The following is an 18,740-nucleotide window of genomic DNA, read 5'->3' as shown; positions in this document are numbered from 1 at the left end:
TGGGAAGAGAAAAGGGTCAGAGAGTTCGGTGGGCGGCGAGCCGCGGGGCGCGCCCGGCGGTGGCCCGGTGGGTCAGCACCCGCTCGGCGGCCCGGGTCGCGGAGTGCACCGCGCCCTCGCTGCTCGCGCGCAGCGCCAGCCAGTCGCCCGCGTACTCCACGGCCCTGGCCGGGCGGCGGACGAACGCGGGCCGGGCCCGCAGGGCGGCGGGGCCCGCCTCGATGGAGCCGTACGGGAACCGGTGCAGCACCGCGTCCCGGCAGGCGTCCCGGATGCCGGGCACATACCGCTCGGCGTGTGCCAGCAGGGTCCTGACGACGGCGTCGTCGGGCTCCTCCAGGAGTTCCGCCGTGCGGGCCGCGGCGGGGAGCAGGGTGATCTGCCCGCGCCCGCGCGGCGCCCGGTTGGCGGCCTTGTTGTGCTCCACGGTCAGACCGCCGAGCACATCGTCCTCGGTCTGCGGGATCAGCAGCGCGTACACATGCGGCTCCAGCCGTCCGCGCCTCGGCTCCAGCGGCCGGTCCAGCAGACAGCTCACCCGCGCCATCGGCGCGTACTGGCAGGCCCGCACATACTCCGCCTCGTCCGCCGGCATCGCCGGGTGGAGCCTGGCCGCGAGCGGGGCCGGGACGGCCAGGACGACCTGGCGCGCGGTGAGTTCCCCGCCGTCGGCGAAGACCACCCGGACGCCCCCGCCGGTGGGCACCACCTCGGCGACCGGCCGGGAGGTGTGCACCGGGACCTGCTGGGCGATGGTCCGGGCGAGCATGTCCATCCCGTCCCGGTAGGTACGCCACCGGAAGATGCCACGGGTCGAGATCATGCTGCTGACCAGCGGGCCCATCGCCGAGCGCTGCGGCAGCCAGCCGAAGCCCGTGCCCACGGCCGGCTGGAGCAGATAGTCGTGCAGCTCGGCCGGGTAGCCGTCGGCGAACTCGGCCACCGTGGTGTCGCCCAGCGGGGTCTCCTCCGGGCGGTCCACGTCGTACCGCCCCGCCTCGCGCAGCAGCCGGCCCACCATCCGGGTCATGTGCACCCGGCCGCGCAGCGAGAGGCCGGCGCCGGTGATGCCGCCCAGCGGATGCCCCACCCAGGGGTGCGCCCGGCCGTCCCGCCAGACGCCCACGGCGCTGTGCACCGGAAGCACGTCCACCGGGGAGACGCCCACCTCGTCCAGCAGCTTCCAGGTGCTGGGATAGCCGCTGGCCGCGAGGGTCTCGGTGCCCAGGTCGAGGATGTAGCCGTCGCGCCGGAGCGTCCGCATCCGGCCGCCGACCGCGTCGGAGGCCTCGAAGACCTGGACCGAGCGCCCCTCACGGGTCAGCCGGTGCGCTGTCGCGAGCCCGGCTATCCCCGCGCCGATCACCGCCACGTCGAGGTCGGTCCCCGCCGTGCCGGCCGTGCCGTGGAGCTCGGGGCTCACGTCCACCGTCCGGTGCCGTAGGTGGCCGCGCCGTCGAGATACCGTGCCCGCAGCTCACCGCGGCGCACCTTGCCGGTGCCGGTCCTCGGGATCTCGTCCCAGGTGACATAGACCGGGTCGGCGAAGGCCGGCAGATCCTTGACGGCCCCGCGCCACAGCGCCGGGCTCAGCGCGCCACCGTCCTGGGTGCAGACCACCGGCAGCAGATCGGCGCCCGGGGTGCCGAGCACCACGACCTCCTCGATCTGCGGAATCCGGTCGGTCAGCACATCCTCCAGCTCGATGCAGCTCACGCCGGGCACGGCGTCCACCTCGCGGTCCAGCAGCGAGATGGTGCCGGTACGGCTCTTCACCCCGATGTCACCGGTGTTCCACCAGCCGCCCCTGGCCTTCTCCTGCCAGCGGGCGTCCTCGCCCAGATAGGTGAGACAGCGGCCCGTGGTCTTCGCCAGCACCACTCCGCGCTCGCCGTTGGGCACCGGGCGCATCGTCTCCGGGTCGACCACCCTCAGCTGGGTGAATCCGGGCAGCGGACGGCCCACCTGACGGGTGGTCGGATGACGGTCGCCGGTCTGCGCCAGCGCCCGCCGGGTGAGCATCCGGAACGCCAGCGGGCCCGCCTCCGACTGGCCCCAGCCCTGGAGCCAGAGCGGCCGGCGGCGCTTGGTGGCCGCCAGGAAGCGGCGGATGGTCGGCGGGTGCATGGCGTCGAAGGTGCTGACGTACAGCCGCACGTCGGAGAAGACATTGTGCTGGGTCCGGGTCAGACGCTCCCAGCGGGTGAAGGTGCTGGGCAGCGCCTCGCACGTGGTGGGCCGGTGGGCGGCGAACACCCGCTCGGCGACGGCCGGATCGTCGTCCGCGACCACCACGGCCTTGCGGGGCTCCAGCAGCAGGGTGCCGACCGTCCACGGGATGCTCCGCCCGTGGACGAAGGAGATGGCGCTCGCCACCGTGTCGCCGCGCCGGGTGGCCACCACCGGCCAGCGGATCGACTCGATCTTGCCCAGCGTGCCCAGGATGGTGTCGGCGGAGTGCACCACCAGCTTCGGCACACCGGTCGTCCCCGAGGTGTGGGTGACGATCATCGGCTCGTCCGGGCGGCGGCTCCGGAACGGCGGCGGCCCGTCGGCGCCCCGCACGTCGTCCAGCGCCACCGTGCCGGGCGCCTTCGCGTCGAGACAGACCGTGGCACCCGACGACTTCGTCAGGTCCACGCCCGCGCTCTCGCAGCGGGAGAGCACTCCGGAGGCGGTCACGGTCACCGAGGGCTCGGCGCGGACCAGCAGCTCCCGGAGGTACTCGGGGGCCAGCGTCGACGAGATCATCACCGGGACGGCGCCCAGCCTGGCCGAGGCGGCGGCCAGCAGGGTGCAGTCCCAGTGGTTGTCCTTGACGATGGCGATCCGATCACCCGGTTTGGCGCCCGCAGCCGCGAGCCAGCCCGCGGCCTCGACGACCAGAGCGGCGATGCCCGGGACGTCGTACCGGGTGCCGCTCAGGGGCGCGATGTCGAAGGGGCGGCTGAGGTGGAAGACCGTGGTGCGCCCCAGATCAGCGTAGACATCGAACAGCGCGCCTATTCCGAACCGTTGTGTGTCGGCTTTCCTCACTTGCACTCCTCTGTTAAGTTCCAGTGCTCCGAGACGCACGGCCGACGGGGTGTGGAGCTCACCAGTTGAGTTCGTCGCAATGCGGCACCAATCCGCGATGCCGCTCTCTCGGTCCGCCGAATAACGTCTGGCCGAGCCACAAGCTACGAGTCGCCAACGGCCGACACAATGACAAATTTCCTGGCAGTTGGCCAAATGAGGTATGGCACGATCCAGCCATCATTTGGAGGGTTGACACGGCCCCTGGCGCGCTGTGACGGCGCTGGGCCTGCGCCCTTGCGGTGGGGTGCGGCCGTGCCCGGTCCCGGGCAACCTGGCCGTATCTCAACCACCTTGATCGACAAGCCCCCCGGCCCGTGATGGGCTGGGGCTCCGGTGCACTCCGCGCGCGGGGCCCCGGCCTGCCCGGACTCTCCCGGGCTCCCCCGACCGCCCGTTCGGCGGCTTCCGCACGACCGTTCGGCGCGGGCCCCGGGGAGCCCGCCGCCGCGCCGCGCGGGGCCGTCCGCCCCGGTGTCCCGCGGACGTCCGGGGGCGCGGGGTGACGCGAAACAGTCGGTGGTCGTTCTGGGCGACACGCGAGGGATATCCGACTCGTTGAATCGGGTCCCCTATTTCGGGAAATCATTCGTCATGCACCGGGTCGGTACCGCGCGGGCCATTGCCCCCGGCAGCCATCCCTTTAGCCGCGATTGCCGCCGGTCCGTGCCCCGGGCCAACCCGCCGGTAATACCCGGGTAATGCTCCGGGCCCGTGACCGGCGGGCCCCGAACCGCGCCCGGACGCATCCGGAACCGTGCCCGGAAGGGCCCCGGGCCGCGCCCGGAAGGGCCCGGCGGGCCCCCGGAGGCGGCTCTCCGGTGGGCGGGCCGGCTCCGCGCCGCGCGGTGGGCGCACCCGGAGCCGGCCGTCCGCTCACATCCCGACCGGGACCGCCGCTCTGCTCCCGGCCGGCGCGCCCGGGGCGGTCTGCGCGGTCTGCGCGATCCGGCTCAGCAGCTCGCCCACGATCCGCACACCGTTGCGGGTGAGCAGCGACTCCGCGTGGAACTGGAGCGAGGCGAACCCCGCCCCCAGCAGGGCGTGCACCTCGCCCGTCCGCGAGTCCCGGCTGATCCGCACCGTGCCGTGGGCCCGGTGCTGAATCCGGTCCACCACGCTGCGCGCGGCGAAGGAGTTGTAGAACCCGACGCTCTCCCGCCTGCCGAAGAGATCGATGTGCCGCTGCACGCCCTGGTTGGGCCGGTCCCGCCGGACCACCGGGAGCCCCAGCTCCAGGCTCAGCACCTGATGGCTCAGACAGACCGCGAGGAACGGCCGCCGCTCGGCCAGCAGGGTGCGGGCCGCCGCGCCGAGATGCGCGATCTTGGGGTGCGCGGCGTCGTTCGGATTGCCGGGACCCGGCCCGAGCACCACCAGGTCGTACTCGTCGAAGCGGTACGGCTCGTCGTACCGGCGGACCGTCACATCGAGCCCCAGCGAGCGGAGCTGGTGCTCCAGCATGGAGGTGAAGGTGTCCTCGGCGTCCACGATCAGCACCCGGCGGCCCGGCAGCGACAGATCCGACCAGCCGACCGCCGCCCCGCCGGCCCGCCAGAACCCGGCGACCGTCGCGTTCCGCGACTCCAGCGCGGAGCGGACGCTGGGGTGCGTGCCGAGGGTCAGCGGTGTGTCGCTCTCCAGCGCCGCCCGCAGCCCCGCCACCTTCGCCCAGGTCTCGGCGACCTCCGACTCCGGGTCGGAGTGGCGCACCAGGGTCGCGCCGACGCCGATCCGCAGCGTGCCGCCGCTGTCGATGTCGGCGGTGCGGATGAGGATCGCCGAGTCCAGGGTGGGCCGGCGGGCCCCGTCCCGGCCGATCAGCGCGATCACCCCGCTGTAGTAACCCCGGCCCCGGGTCTCGTACTTGTTGATGACCCGGCAGGCGTTCTCCAGCGGACTGCCGGTGACCGTCGGCGCGAACAGCGTCTCCCGCAGGATCTCGCGCGGATCGCGGTCGCTGCGGCCCTCGATGAAGTAGCCGGTGTGGGCGAGCCGGGCCATCTCCTTGAGATGCGGTCCGACGACCCGCACATCCGCGTCGCAGACCCGGGTCATCATCTTCAGCTCTTCGTCGACGACCATGTACAGCTCGTCGGTCTCCTTGCGGTCCGCGAGGAACTCCAGCATCTCGGGGAGGTTCGGGCCGGACGCGGGATAGCGGTAGGTGCCGCTGATGGGGTTCATCACGGCGGTGCCGTCGCGCAGGCTGATGTGCCGCTCGGGGGTCGCGCCGACGAAGGTGCGGTCCCCGGTGTGCAGGATGAACGTCCAGTACGCGCCCGACTCCCGCTCCACCAGCCGGCGGAAGAAGGAGAGCGCGCTGTGCAGGCTGTACCCGGTGATCTCGGCCGTGAAGGAGCGCTTGAGGACGAAGTTGGCGCCCTCGCCCTGGCCGATCTCGTCGCGCACCACCGTGCGCACCATCTCGGCGTAGCTCTCGTCGTCGACGTCGAACCGCTCATCGGTGAGCCGCACGGCGAGCTGCGGAAGGCTCTCCAGGGCCGCCGCGAGCGGCACCGTCTCCTGGTCGGTCACGGACATCGCGATCAGCGGGCAGCCGTCGTCGACGCAGGTGAAGCCGCGCTCGCTGAGCTGGCGGTACGGGACGACCGCGAGGACGTCGTGGCGCGCGCCGCCGTCCGGGTCGTCGGACGCGTCGGGGAGCGGCAGTTCGGCCAGGGTCGCGGGCGTGGACACCTCGCCGAGCAGCACCTCCAGGAAGCCGGGTCCGGTGGCCTCGGGGCGGTGCAGCAGGGCGAAGGCGGGGGGCCGGTCGGCGGCCAGTACCGACTCCAGCGGGCGGCCGGGGGCCATGAAAGTCTCCTTCTCGGTGGTCATACGGCGGCTCTGCCGGCGGACCGGTCCAGTTCCCGGCCGGCGCCCGGGCGGGAGGTCGCCCGCCCGGCGCCCCGCGGCCCGGCGTCCGGTGCGGGGGTGCCGAGCCCGTCGAGCAGCGTTCTCGTCAGCCCGACCACCGCACAGCGCCGGGCCGCGTAGTCCAGCGCCATCGCGTGGTCCGCGGCCGAGAAGTCGGCGACCGCGTCGGCGGCCAGGAAGGGCTGGATGTCCTGGGTGAAGGCCTCCACCGCCGTCATCAGGATGCCGACGTGCGCGTAGACCCCGCAGATGATCAGTTGGTCGCGGCCCCGCTCCCGCATCCGCTCCAGGAGGTCGGAGCGGTGGAAGGCGCTGTAGCGCCACTTGGTGAAGCGCCAGTTGTGCGGGGCGGGCGCCAGCGGTTCCACGATCTGCCGGTCGGCGGGGTCGACCCGCATGCCGGGACCCCAGAAGTCCGCCAGCAGACCGCGCTCGCCGGGGGTCATCCCGCCGGGCTGCGCGGTGTAGCCGATGGGGATGCCCAGGGCCTCGCACCGCTCCCGCAGCGCGACGGCGTTCTCGATCAGCTCGTCGCGCAGGGTCCCGGCGGTGGCGAGGGGACGCAGGAAGTACCGCTGCATGTCATGGATGAGCAGCACGGCACGGGCGGGGTCGGGGACCCACCGGGCGGTGTTGCCGGGCAGATCGCCCTCGGTCGGCAGCGGGTAGGACGTGATCTCGGGGATGCCGGGCATCTGGTGAACCTCTGCTCGTTCGCTGGGAGTGCTCGCTGCGGACGGTCCGCCGCGGCGGTCTGCCGCGGCGGACCGGTCGGGTACGGACCGGTCGGGTGCGATCCGGTCGGGTGCGATCCGGTCGGGTGCGATCCGGTCGGGTACGGGCCGGTCGGGTGCGGCCCGGTCGGGTGCGTCCCGGTCAGGTGCCGAGGGTCGCGCCGCCGTCGACCGTGAGGGTGTGCAGGGTGATCTGCGCGGCCCGGTCGGAGAGCAGGAAGACCACGGCGTCGGCGACATCGGCCGACTCGCCCACCTTCTTCAGCGGGATGCCGACCCGGTAGGCGGCCGGGGAGCCCTCCACGGTCTTGCGGGGGCCGCTCTCGTCGTGCCACATCGACCGGAGCATCGGGGTGTCGGTGGAGCCGGGCGCCACCACATTGCAGCGGATGCCGTGCTCGGCCACCTCAAGTCCCAGACACTTGGTGAACATCGTCGCCGCGGCCTTGGAGGCGGAGTAGGCCGCCATCTCCATCCGGGCGGTGCCCGCCGCGTTGGAGGCCACGGTGACCACCGCCCCCCGGGAGCGCTCCTTCATCCGGCGCGTCACCGCCCGGGACATCAGGAACACCCCGAGCGCGTTGACACCGAAGGTGGTGGACCAGTCCTCGTCGGTCAGCGTGTCGACGGTGGCCAGGCGCAGCACCCCGGCCGCGTTGACCAGGAAGTCCAGTGGGCCCAGCTCCCGTTCGACGGCGGCGACCACGGCCTCCACCTCGCCGGCTGAGCTGACATCGGCCGGGAAGGGCACGACGGTGAACCCCTCCGCGGTGAGCTTCTCCGCCGTCTCGCGCAGCCGCTCCGCGTCCCGGTCGACCGCCGCCACCCGCACGCCCAGCGCGCCGAGCGCTCCGGCCACCGCGGCTCCGATACCGCCCGCGGCCCCGGTCACCAGGGCTGTCTTTCCCTTCATCGATCGGATCTCCCTCACATCGTCGTCGGATCGAACGGAGTGGAGCGGCCCCCGGCGGACGGGAGCGGGGTGCGCCGGGCGGGGCTCAGCCGAGCCAGGCGGCCACCACGGCCGTCGCCTGCCCGGGGTTGAGCCGGGGGTCGCAGAAGCTGGTGTACTTCTCGGCCACCTCATGGACGTGGGACTCATTGGTCACGCACTCGGTGACCTGGTCCGGGGTGGTCTCCAGATGCAGCCCGCCGGCCACCCCGCCCGACTGCCGCACGGCGGTCCGGAACCGCTGGATCTCCTGGACGACGGTCTCCACGTACCGGGTCTTCAGCCCGGTCGGGGTGGTGACCGTGTTGCCGTGCATCGGGTCGGTGAGCCAGATCACCGGGTGCCCGGCGGCGCGCACCGCGGCGACCAGCGGGGGCAGTACCCGCCCCACGGTTTCGGCGCCCATCCGGGCGATCAGGGTCAGCCTCCCCGGCTCCCGGCGCGGGTCGAGCCGCCCGCAGAGGGCCACCAGCTCATCGGCGGTCATCCCGGGGCCGACCTTGCAGGCGACCGGGTTCACCACATGGGCGAGCAGTGCCGTGTGGGCGCCGTCGAGCTGCCGGGTGCGCTCGCCGATCCAGGGCCAGTGGGTGGAGCCCAGCAGCAGCTCGCCGGAGGGCTCCCGGCGGAGCATCGGGATCTCGTAGTCCAGCAGCAGGGCCTCGTGGCTGGTCCATACCGGGGTGTCCGCCTCGTGCGGGGCGGTGGACTCGCGCCAGCCGAGCCGGCGCATCGAGGCGGCGGCGGCGCGGTAGCCGTCCAGAATCCGGGTGGGGTCCGGGCGGCGGCAGGCGGCGTCGGGCTCCGGGCCGTTGACCATATGCCCCCGGAACACCGGGAGTTCCACCCCGCCGACCCGCTCGGTGGGGCGGGAGCGCGGCTTGGCGTACTGGCCCGCGATCCGCCCGACCCGGACGACCGGGGTGTGGGTGGCCATCATCAGGGTGCCCGCCAGCACATGGAGCAGGCCCGCCTTGCGGGCCACATCACCGGTGGTGCACTCGGCCGGGTCCTCGGCGCAGTCGCCGGCCAGGACCAGATGGGCGGAGCCCTCGGCGACCCGGGCGAGCGCCGACCGCAGCCGGTGCACATCGGCGCTCCGCACCAGCGGGGGCCTGCGGGCCAGTTCGCCGCGGACCGCCGGGAGCCGCGGGTCGTGATCCCAGTCGGGCTGCTGAAGGGCCGTTCTCGACCGGATGTCCAGCAGATCGTTGTCCACTGACTCCTCCACGTCCGTAATGAGCGAGCAGGGGGATGAGGGCGAGGGAGATGAGCGGGAGGAGCGGGAGAAACGGTGCCGCGGGGGATCAGGAGGCCCGGACCGCGCGGGCCGCCCGCACCGGCGGTCGCGCGCCGGCGGCGGCGGAGAGCACGGCGACGGCGTGCGCGGCCGACGCCAGGGTGACGTGCCGGTGCCAGCCGCTGTAGGAGCGGCCGACGTAGTCCCGGATGCCGACCTGGGCGGTGACCTCGTCGAAGACCTGCTCGACGCGGTGGGAGAGGCTGCCCAGCTGCGGCACGGCGGCGGCCTGGGAGGCCGGCAGATCGGTGAGCCACAGCTCGGCGGGCCACTGCCGGCTGGTCTCGCCGACCCCGACGAGCAGCAGCCCGCCGTCCCGGTCGGTGCCCGCGGCGCCCGAGCCCGGGCGGGCGGTGCCGGGTGCGGCGACCCGTACCGCGGTGACCAGGCTGGTGCGCCGCCGGGGGCGCGGCCCCTCCTCGCGCCAGACCACCGGGCGGCGCATGTTGCGCGCGGCCCGCATGATGTCGGCGGCGGGGAGCGGATGGCTGCCGTGCCCGGTCAGCGCCGCGTCGGTGACGGAGAGCGGCAGCTCGCCGGTGACCCTGACGAGCGAGGGGATGCCGTCGGCGTGCAGCCCGGCCACGGTGGCCAGCGGGTCCGCCTCGCCGATGTCGACGACCACCGGGCGGGCCGGCAGACCCCAGCCGCCGGCCAGCATCTCCCGGCAGGCCATCAGCGCGCAGTCGCTGAGCGTCTCGGGCTGGATCTCACAGGGGATCGACGCCTGGTTGCGGCGCAGCCCGTCCTTGATCCAGGTACCCGGCAGATGCAGCCGCCAGTTCAGCGGCACGCTCATCCGGTCCGAGACCGCCCAGACGCCGATCGCCCGCTGGGCGTTGAGGGCCTGGCCCTCGTCGGGCGAGAAGTACCGGCTGACCCCCACCGAGTGCTGGCCGACCTTGGGGATCGTCATGGGGCGGGCGACCCAGGCCCTCGGGGGAGAGGTCCGGATCACATACTCCGCCATCGCCCGGCGCACCAGCGTCCAGTCCCAGGTGGAGCTGCAGATGAAGTGGTGCAGGCTCTGCCCGGTGCCGCTGCCGCCGATCAGCGCGGCCATGTTCCGTATCGACTTGCGGCCCCGGGTGGAGAGCAGGCCCCGGATGTACTCGGCTCCCCGTCTGCGCTGGTCGCTGCGGCGCAGCGACTGGAACAGCGGAGCGCAGAGGTCTCGGAGCACCGCCTCCGGGTCACCGCCGGCCGGCCCCGCCTCGGGGCCCCGGGAGACCGGCGGCAAACTCCACAGGGGCGGCACGTCAGCGGTCAACTGCGGGCTGACAGTCCTCATGCGACTCCTCCGGTCGGTGCGCTGCGATCGGGCGCCGTCGCCCCGCGCGGCGACCCGGCGCCGCAGCGCTGTGATCTTGCGTGGCGAGTGAGTCGCTGCGATCTTCGGCTCGCGCTCCACATTAGGAATCGACCGTTGACCAGTTGAATGACAATGGGATGACAAGGTTCAGCGGTTGGGCCTGCCCGTGCGCATGACTACTTCGTGTTCGCGGCAATTCGGCAGTTGACCGGGCGGTGACCCGAACGTCAGAGTCTAGAGGCCGGTGATCAAGGGGAAGTTGGCAGTGGTGTCGCCCCCTGGGCGGCACCGAATCTATGCGTAGGAAGCGGAGCTGAGATGGGGCTCAATAAGAAGGTGCTCCTCGCGGAACCTCGTAGTTTCTGTGCCGGAGTGCGCCGGGCGATTTCCATTATTGAGCTTGCGCTTGAGCGTTATGGCGCACCCATTTATGTGCGCAAGGAAATCGTCCACAACCACTATGTCGTGCGCCTGCTCCAGCAGCGCGGCGCCATTTTCGTGGAGTCCGAGGACGAGGTGCCGGAGGGCGCGGTCTGTGTGTTCTCCGCCCACGGCGTGTCGCCGCAGGTGCGGGAGAACGCCGCCTTCCGCAGCCTCGATGTCATCGACGCGACCTGCCCGCTGGTCTCCAAGGTGCACCAGCAGGCCAAGCGGTTCGCCCGGGAGGACAGGACGCTGCTGCTGATCGGCCACGAGGGGCACGAGGAGGTCGAGGGGACCTATGGGCACGCCCCGGACCAGACCCTCATCGTGGAGACCGCCGAGGACGCGGAGCGCCTGGACCTGCCCGCCGACACCCCGGTGGCCTTTCTGACCCAGACCACTCTGTCCGTCGACGAGACCCGGGGCATCATCGATGTGCTGCGCCGGCGCTTCACGGATCTGAGCGGTCCCGGAACCGACGACATCTGCTATGCGAGCCAGAATCGCCAGGACGCGATCAAGGCTGTCGTACCGCGCAGCGATCTCGTTCTGGTGGTGGGTTCGCGCAACTCCAGCAATTCGATCCGGATGGTCGAGGTGGCGGCCCGGCTGGGCACCCCCGCCTATCTTGTGCCCGATGTCACCGAATTCGACGAGAGCTGGCTCGAAGGCGTGGAGACGGTCGGGGTCAGCGCCGGGGCGAGCGCTCCCGAGATCCTGGTCGAGGAACTCCTCGAAAAACTGGCGGAGTGCGGCTATTCCGATGTCGAACTGGAGCAGGTCGCCCAGGAGGACATCGTGTTCCATCCCCCGGCGAGGCTGGTCGATCCCGCACCGGCCGGCTGACAGCGACCGCGAGACAAGGAAGGTCGAGATGGTGAGTCCCACGGTGGGCAGTGCTCCTCAGGTCCCGGGAACCGGCACCCCGGGCACATCCGGTGAACCGGTCCTCTCCGAGGCCCGGCGGACCCGGTTCGACATCATGCGGCGGGTCGACGACCGGCTCACCGCGTTTCTGGCGGCCGAGCGGCTGCGCTGGGCCGCGGTGGACGACCGGGGAGCCGTACCGGTCGACGCGGTGACCTCGCTGGTGGCCGCGGGCGGCAAACGGCTGCGGCCCGCGTTCTGCGTCGCGGGATTCCTCTCCGCGGGCGGCGACCCGGCCGAGACCTCGGTCGTGGACAGCGCGGCCGGTGTGGAGCTGATCCACACCGGCGCCCTCATCCACGACGATGTGCTGGACGCCTCCGAACTGCGGCGCGGCACCCCGGCCGTCCACACCCACCACACCCGGGGCCACCGGGAGCGGAACTGGCTGGGCGAACCGCGCCGGTACGGCGAGGGTGTCGCGATCATCTCCGGGGTGCTGGCCAATATCTTCGCCGACCGCCTCACCCGCGATCTGCCCCCGGCGGCCCGCGATATCTGGGGCGAGATGCTCACCGAGATCCAGATCGGTCAGTACCTCGACATGGCCGTGGCGGCCGAGGGCGTGATCGAGCCGGAGCTCTCCCGCTGGGTCGCGATCTGCAAGTCCGGCCGCTACAGCATCCACCGCCCCCTGGTCCTCGGCGCGGCGCTGGCCGGCCGGGACGACCTGGCCCCGGCGTTCGAGGAGTACGGCGAGACCCTCGGCGAGGCGTTCCAGCTCCGCGACGACCTCATCGGCACCTTCGGTGACAGCGGGGCCGCCGGCAAACCGGTCGGACTCGACCTGGAGCAGCACAAGATGACGCTGCTGCTCGCCGAGGCGGCCCAGCGCGACGAGCGGGTCCGCAAGCTGATCTCCCGGAAGGAGTGGGACACCGCGGAGATCCTCGACCGGCTCGGCGAGAGCCGCGAGCGGATCGAGGAGCGCATCACCGGCCTGGTCGACCAGGCCGTCCGGGCGATCGACCAGGCGCGGCTGGACGCGGCCTGGCGCACGGAACTGACCGAGATGGCCTACGAAGTCGCCTACCGTAACCGGTGAGGGAAATGTCGCTGCTGGAGACCGTGCACAGCCCGGCCGGGCTGCGTGAACTCGACCCCGCACAACTCGACGAACTCGCGGCGGAGATCCGCGCGTTCCTGATCGACCGCGTGTCCGGCTCCGGCGGCCACCTCGGCCCCAATCTGGGCGTGGTGGAGCTGACGATCGCGCTGCACAGCGTGTTCGACTCGCCGAAGGACCGGCTGCTCTGGGACACCGGCCACCAGTCCTACGTACACAAGATCCTGACCGGCCGGGCCGGCGGCTTCGACCGGCTGCGCAAGGGCGACGGGCTCTCCGGCTATCCGAGTGCCGCCGAGTCCGAACACGACCTGGTGGAGAACTCGCACGCCTCCACCGCCCTCTCGTACGCCGACGGCCTGGCCCGCGCGGACGCGCACCGGGGCGTCACCGACCGGGCGACCGTCGCGGTGATCGGCGACGGAGCGATGACCGGCGGCATGGCCTGGGAGGCGCTCAACAACATCTCCGGCGGCCCCGACCGCCCCCTGGTCGTCGTGCTCAACGACAACGGCCGCTCCTACGCCCCCACCCGGGGCGGCTTCGCCGACCACCTCGGCGAGCTGCGCGCGGGCAAGCCGGGCCCCGGTCTCTTCGAGCAGCTCGGGCTCGCCTATCTCGGCCCGGTCGACGGACACGACACGGCGGCGCTCCAGCGGGTGCTGCGCGACGCCCGGGAGCTGCGCCGGCCCGTGGTGGTCCACGTGGTCACCGAGAAGGGCCGGGGCTTCGCCCACACCGAGAACAACGAGCTGGACAAGGGCCATGCCATCAGGCCCATGGACCCGGTCACCGGCCGGGCGCTCGGGCAGTCCTCGGGCCCCTCCTTCACCTCGGTCTTCGGCCGGGAGATCGTCCGGATCGCCGAGGAGCGTCCCGAGGTCGTCGCGATCACCGCGGCGATGCTGGAGCCCACCGGTCTGCTGCCGATGCAGAAGAGCTTCCCGGACCGGGTGGTCGATGTGGGCATCGCCGAGCAGCACGCGGTCACCATGGCCGCCGGGCTCTCCATCGGCGGTGTCCACCCGGTCGTCGCCATCTACTCGACCTTCGTCAACCGCGCCTTCGACCAGTTGCTGATGGATGTGGCGCTCCACCGCCGCGCCGTCACCTTCGTGCTGGACCGCTCGGGGGTCACCGGTGACGACGGCCCCAGCCACAACGGCATGTGGGACATGTCGATCCTCCAGGTGGTGCCCGGTCTGCGGATCGCCGCCCCCCGGGACGGCACCCGGCTGGCCGAGCTGCTGGAGGAGGCGGTGAGCTGGGAGGAGGGCCCCACGCTGGTGCGCTTCCCCAAGGGGCCGACCGGTGAGGACCTGCCGACCCGGGCCACCTTCTCCGGGATCGACGTCCTGCACCGGGCGGGCCCGCTCGATGTGCTGATCGTCTCGGTCGGCGCGCTGGCCCCGATGGCGCTGCGGGTCGCCGAGCTGGTCTGGGCCCAGGGCCTGGGCGCCACCGTGGTCGACCCGCGCTGGGTGACCCCGGTCAACCCGGCGCTCGCGGACATGGCCCGCCGCCACCGGCTGGTCGTCACCATCGAGGACAACAGCCGCACTGGTGGCGTCGGTTCCACCATCGCGCAGTTCCTCCGGGACCGGGGGGTGCACGTCCCGCTGCGCGAGTTCGGCATTCCGCGCCGCTTCCTCGACCACGGCAGCCGCGCCGATGTGCTGTCGGACTGCGGGCTCACCGCGCAGAGCGTCTCGCGCGCGGTGGTCGAGGAGATCAGCGGTACGGAGGGAACGGACCGCCCGGTGGCGCCGGGCGGCCTGCACGACGAGATGGCCCGGCTGATGGAACAGGGAAACTGGGGGGACGCGCGATGACCGGTGTTGATCTGGGCATACCGATCCTCAGAAACGATCCGCCGCCGCTGCCGCCGGTCGCCAGGCGCCGGGTCTCCCGGCAGATCATGGTCGGTTCGGTGCCGGTGGGCGGGGACGCGCCGGTCTCGGTGCAGTCGATGACGACGACGCTGACCTCCGACATCAACGCCACGCTCCAGCAGATCGCCGAGCTGACCGCTTCCGGATGTCAGATCGTCCGGGTGGCGGTGCCCTCCCAGGACGACGCGGACGCGCTGGCGGTCATCGCGAGGAAGTCGCAGATCCCGGTGATCGCGGACATCCATTTCCAGCCCAAGTATGTCTTCGCCGCCATCGAGGCGGGCTGTGCGGCGGTCCGGGTCAATCCTGGCAATATCAGGAAGTTCGATGACAAGGTCGGCGACATCGCCAAGGAAGCGGCGAACGCGGGCGTTCCCATCCGGATCGGTGTCAATGCCGGTTCGCTGGACCCGCGGCTGCTGAAGAAGTACGGCCGGGTCTCCCCCGAGGCGCTGGTCGAATCGGCGCTGTGGGAGTGCTCGCTCTTCGAGGAGCACGGCTTCCGGGACATCAAGATCTCGGTGAAGCACAACGACCCGGTGGTCATGATCGAGGCGTACCGGCAGCTCGCGGCGCAGTGCGACTATCCGCTGCATCTCGGGGTCACCGAGGCCGGCCCCTCCTTCCAGGGCACGATCAAGTCCTCGGTCGCCTTCGGGGCGCTGCTGGCGGAGGGCATCGGGGACACCCTGCGGGTGTCGCTCTCGGCGCCGCCGGTGGAGGAGGTCAAGGTCGGAAATCAGATCCTGGAAGCCCTCAACCTGCGCGAACGCGGGCTGGACATTGTCTCCTGCCCCTCCTGTGGACGGGCCCAGGTCGATGTCCACACCCTGGCGGAGAAGGTGGCCGCGGCCCTGGAGGGCTTCCCGGTCGCCCTGCGCGTCGCCGTGATGGGCTGTGTGGTCAATGGGCCGGGTGAGGCCCGTGAGGCGGACCTCGGCGTGGCGTCCGGCAATGGCAAGGGCCAGATCTTCGTCAAGGGCGAGGTCATCAAGACCGTGCCCGAGTCGAGGATCGTGGAGACGCTGGTGGAAGAGGCCATGCGGATCGCGGAGGAGCGGGAGGCCGAGGCCGGCGGAGCGCCGGGCGCGGTGGTGGTGGTGCCCGGCTCAGCGGACTGAGGCATTCCGTATTGCCGGTGACTCCAGGACCGTCCACGACGGCCCGCCAGATCTTCTGGCGGGCCGTTGTCGCATATATGGAACCTTGTTCAGAAAGTTGCGGGAGAATTCACACAAGCGGAATTACGCATCCCGTGCATACTTGCATGATCAGCACGTCCGATGCATAGTACATCCAAAACTCCTTGGCCAGAGTTCTCCCGTGGGATTCAGCCATTTGTGGCCTGTGGTGCTGAGCTGCGTTTTACTACCCTGTGCCAATGCTGACACGAGTCGTGAGGGCTTCGGGTGGCGGTTGTTTTCAGCCACCACGGAGGCGTAACAGGGGTGTTGTGTGCCCCATTGGTGAGGGATGCGGCCAACTTCGGTGTCGGGGTAACGTGTTGGCGCCATGTCGAGGGGGGGCTCAGCATGACGGGGGTTGCCGGTTGATGAGTCGTGATGAAGTCCTAATGGCCTGAAGATCGCTTTTACGAAATAACACGGTGGAGCGCGTTTATCTCGATAGGCATCGGAAGGGATTGCTCATGAATGCAGCCCATCAAGGCATCGTGGACAGGGGACTGGAAATCGAGCGCAGCGGCATTGTTTCCGTCTCCACCCCCGGACTTGTGGGACGCGAGTCAGAGTTCGCCGAACTGCGTCACCGGATATCCAGACCCGACATCAGCATCCTGACGGTCACCGGACCGGTCGGCGTCGGCAAGAGCCGGCTGGCGGCGGCCGTTTTCGACGACGCTTTTGGAAAATTCGCACACGGCGGTCGCTATCTCAATGTCAACGAGGTCTGTTCCCGCACGGACATGGAGGAGATACTCGCCGCCATGCTCGGGCTCGGTGCCGCGGTCGACCCGCGGCCCGCGCGCGAGCGGCTCGTCGACCATCTGCGCGGCCGCCACTTCCTGCTCGCCCTCGACGGCTGCGACCACCGGGCCGTACTGGCGCCCCTTGTCACCCGGCTGGTCAAGGAATGCCCCGGTCTCACCGTTCTGGTGACCGGCCCCGAACGGCTCGGAGTGTACGGGGAGGTACTCCTGCGGCTGGACCCGCTCGGGGTGCCCCAGCCCGGCGACTCCGGTTCCATCGCCACACTGCAACGCGTTCCGTCCGTACGGCTGTTCGTCCAGCGGACCCGTATGGTCCGGCCGAAATTCGTCCTCACCGAGGAGAATCTCGATGTCGTCGCCCGACTCTGTGTTCGCACCGACGGGCTGCCCATGGCCATCGAATTCGCCGCGGCCCGGATGAAGCTGCTCTCACCGCACCGACTGCTGGCCGAGCTGGACGAGGACCTGGACAGCCTCTCCGGCGCGGAGTTCGACACGCTTTCCCGGCACCGCGGAATGCGGGCCGCGATCGAGTCGAGCCTCCGCGGGCTGACACAGCAGGAACGTTCATTCCTCGGCCGGCTCGCCATGTACCACGGAGAGTTCGAATTCTCCGCCGCGCATGGTATATCCACCACCCACCCCGGCGAGACCCAGCAGCTCCTGGAGTCCCTCGTCGACAAGAGCCTGCTGCGCACCCGGGAGTGCTCCGACGGCGATCTGCTGATCACCATGCTCAGCCTCACCCGCCAGTACCTGCTGGAGCGGCTCCGGGAGGAGGGCGACGCCGCCGTCGTCTACGCCGACCACGCGGCCCACTGCCTGCGCCTGGTGGAGACCGCGGAGATCGCGCTGCGCGGACCGAGCCAGGGGCGCTGGCTCCAGCAGATCGACCACTGGCTCCCCGACATCTCCACCGCGCTCCGCCATCTCGGGGCCTCCGGCGACCGGGAGAGCATCGTCCGGATCGCCTCCGCGCTGCGGCTGTACTGGCAGGCCCGCGGGGTCGTCCGGGACGGCATCGGCTGGCTCGAACGGAGCGTCGGAGGCCAGGGCATCCCGCTGGACGTCACCGCCAAGGGCGAGCTGACCCTCGCCGAACTCCTGCTCTGCGCCGGCGAGCTGTCCGCGGCCGAGGACTGGCTGGCGCGCGCCCGGGCCAAGTACGAGGAACTGGGGGACAGCGCCGGAATCGCCGGCTGCATGCGGCGCTCCGGGCTCGTCGCCTACTACCGGGGCGACCTCGCCGAGGCGGAGCGCCGGCTCGACGAGTGCGTCTCCATCGCCTGGCTCGACGACGCGGGCGAACACGCCGAGGCGCTGCGCAACCTCGCCGACTGCCGGCGGTTCGCGGGGGACCTCCAGACCGCCAAGACGGTCGCCGAGGAGTCCCTGGTGCTCTTCCAGCGCACCCAGGACCTCCGCAACATCGCCCTGACCAACTTCGTCCGCGCCGATGTCGCCTTCGCCATGGGCGACCAGGACAGCGCCATCGAGCTCTACCAGGAGGCCCTGCTCCAGGTCGCCGATCTGAAGCATCTGTCGGCCAGCGCCATCGGACTGGAGAAGTTCGCCATTCTGCTCACCCGCTGCCGGGGCCGGGCCACCGAGAGCTGGCGGCGCGCCGCGGGCTCCTTCGGCGCCGCGGCCGGAATCCGGGCCGGCGCGGGGTGCGTGGCACCCGCCGCGACCAAGATGGAGGTCGAGTCCGTCGTCGCCAACACCCGGGTGCGCCTCGGCGACCAGGAGGCCCTGGAACTGGCCGCCGCCGGCGCGCGGATGGGCCCCGACGCGGCGATCGCCGCAGCTCTCACCCCACTGAGCTGCGACAAGGTCTCCCGTGACGGAGTCGGCCGGAACAACCCGCTCACCCAGCGCGAGCAGGAGGTCGCCGAGCTGGTGGCCGGCGGACTCACCAACCGCGAGATCGCCCGCAGGCTCGGCATCGCCGAGTGGACCGCCGTCAACCATCTCCGGAAGATCATGCGCAAGCTGGCCTGCTCCTCCCGGGTGCAGGTGGCGAGCTGGATGGTGAACCGGGCCGAGGCCACCGTGGCGGCCGGCGAGTAGCCGCGCGATGCGCCCGTGTGCGTACCAGAAGGAGGCCGGCCCGTGAGACACGGGCCGGCCTCCGGTCGTTCCGCCTCGGGGCCCGGGGCCGGCTGCGGTGACGAGGTCGTCCTCGGTCTCGGTCTCGGTCTCGTCCCCGGCGCGCCGCGTCCGGACGGGGC

The 18,740-nt window shown here is 71.5% G+C and carries 12 protein-coding genes; 5 read left to right on the top strand and 7 right to left on the bottom strand.

What is annotated here, in order from left to right; translation table 11 throughout:
- Nucleotides 1-16 precede the first annotated feature (16 nt).
- The 7 genes from ACWCRA_RS07845 to ACWCRA_RS07815 form a co-directional block, all read right to left on the bottom strand.
- Nucleotides 17-1,423, bottom strand: coding sequence for a protoporphyrinogen/coproporphyrinogen oxidase (locus ACWCRA_RS07845; protein ID WP_451067031.1), 1,407 nt, complete (start codon nucleotides 1,421-1,423; stop codon nucleotides 17-19).
- On the bottom strand, nucleotides 1,420-3,036 hold the full coding sequence (locus tag ACWCRA_RS07840) for a class I adenylate-forming enzyme family protein (protein ID WP_351552112.1): 1,617 nt from the start codon (nucleotides 3,034-3,036) through the stop codon (nucleotides 1,420-1,422). Before ACWCRA_RS07840 ends, ACWCRA_RS07845 begins: the two co-directional genes overlap by 4 nt.
- A 915-nt stretch (nucleotides 3,037-3,951) precedes the next feature.
- The gene (locus ACWCRA_RS07835; protein WP_351552109.1) at nucleotides 3,952-5,916 is read right to left on the bottom strand and encodes an anthranilate synthase family protein; all 1,965 of its coding nucleotides are present in this window, start codon (nucleotides 5,914-5,916) and stop codon (nucleotides 3,952-3,954) included.
- Nucleotides 5,913-6,650 carry an isochorismatase family protein gene (locus ACWCRA_RS07830; RefSeq protein ID WP_351552106.1) on the bottom strand — a complete coding sequence of 246 codons (738 nt, stop codon included), beginning with the start codon at nucleotides 6,648-6,650 and terminating at the stop codon, nucleotides 5,913-5,915. The genes ACWCRA_RS07835 and ACWCRA_RS07830 overlap by 4 nt, the downstream gene beginning before the upstream one ends.
- A 181-nt stretch (nucleotides 6,651-6,831) precedes the next feature.
- On the bottom strand, nucleotides 6,832-7,602 hold the full coding sequence (locus ACWCRA_RS07825; protein WP_351552103.1) for a 2,3-dihydro-2,3-dihydroxybenzoate dehydrogenase: 771 nt from the start codon (nucleotides 7,600-7,602) through the stop codon (nucleotides 6,832-6,834).
- Nucleotides 7,603-7,687: 85 nt separating this feature from the next.
- On the bottom strand, nucleotides 7,688-8,860 hold the full coding sequence (locus ACWCRA_RS07820; RefSeq protein ID WP_351552179.1) for a 3-deoxy-7-phosphoheptulonate synthase: 1,173 nt from the start codon (nucleotides 8,858-8,860) through the stop codon (nucleotides 7,688-7,690).
- 88 nt (nucleotides 8,861-8,948) lie between these two features.
- On the bottom strand, nucleotides 8,949-10,232 hold the full coding sequence (locus ACWCRA_RS07815) for an IS701 family transposase (protein WP_451067030.1): 1,284 nt from the start codon (nucleotides 10,230-10,232) through the stop codon (nucleotides 8,949-8,951).
- Between the two features lie 339 nt (nucleotides 10,233-10,571).
- Between ACWCRA_RS07815 and ACWCRA_RS07810 the strand changes: the two genes are divergently transcribed.
- From ACWCRA_RS07810 to ACWCRA_RS07790, 5 genes are all read left to right on the top strand, one after another.
- Nucleotides 10,572-11,522 carry a 4-hydroxy-3-methylbut-2-enyl diphosphate reductase gene (locus tag ACWCRA_RS07810; RefSeq protein WP_351552098.1) on the top strand — a complete coding sequence of 317 codons (951 nt, stop codon included), beginning with the start codon at nucleotides 10,572-10,574 and terminating at the stop codon, nucleotides 11,520-11,522.
- Nucleotides 11,523-11,550: 28 nt separating this feature from the next.
- A complete protein-coding gene (locus ACWCRA_RS07805) occupies nucleotides 11,551-12,648 on the top strand; it encodes a polyprenyl synthetase family protein (protein ID WP_351552095.1) in 1,098 nt (365 codons plus the stop codon).
- Nucleotides 12,649-12,653: 5 nt separating this feature from the next.
- The gene (locus ACWCRA_RS07800) at nucleotides 12,654-14,501 is read left to right on the top strand and encodes a 1-deoxy-D-xylulose-5-phosphate synthase (RefSeq protein ID WP_451067029.1); all 1,848 of its coding nucleotides are present in this window, start codon (nucleotides 12,654-12,656) and stop codon (nucleotides 14,499-14,501) included.
- Nucleotides 14,498-15,682 carry a flavodoxin-dependent (E)-4-hydroxy-3-methylbut-2-enyl-diphosphate synthase gene (ispG, locus tag ACWCRA_RS07795; RefSeq protein WP_451067028.1) on the top strand — a complete coding sequence of 395 codons (1,185 nt, stop codon included), beginning with the start codon at nucleotides 14,498-14,500 and terminating at the stop codon, nucleotides 15,680-15,682. The genes ACWCRA_RS07800 and ispG overlap by 4 nt, the downstream gene beginning before the upstream one ends.
- A 611-nt stretch (nucleotides 15,683-16,293) precedes the next feature.
- Nucleotides 16,294-18,579 carry an ATP-binding protein gene (locus ACWCRA_RS07790; RefSeq protein WP_351552086.1) on the top strand — a complete coding sequence of 762 codons (2,286 nt, stop codon included), beginning with the start codon at nucleotides 16,294-16,296 and terminating at the stop codon, nucleotides 18,577-18,579.
- Nucleotides 18,580-18,740 lie beyond the last annotated feature (161 nt).

It is taken from the genome of Streptomyces sp. NPDC001889 (genome assembly GCF_053594535.1).
This window is presented reverse-complemented; position numbering and strand designations above follow the sequence as displayed.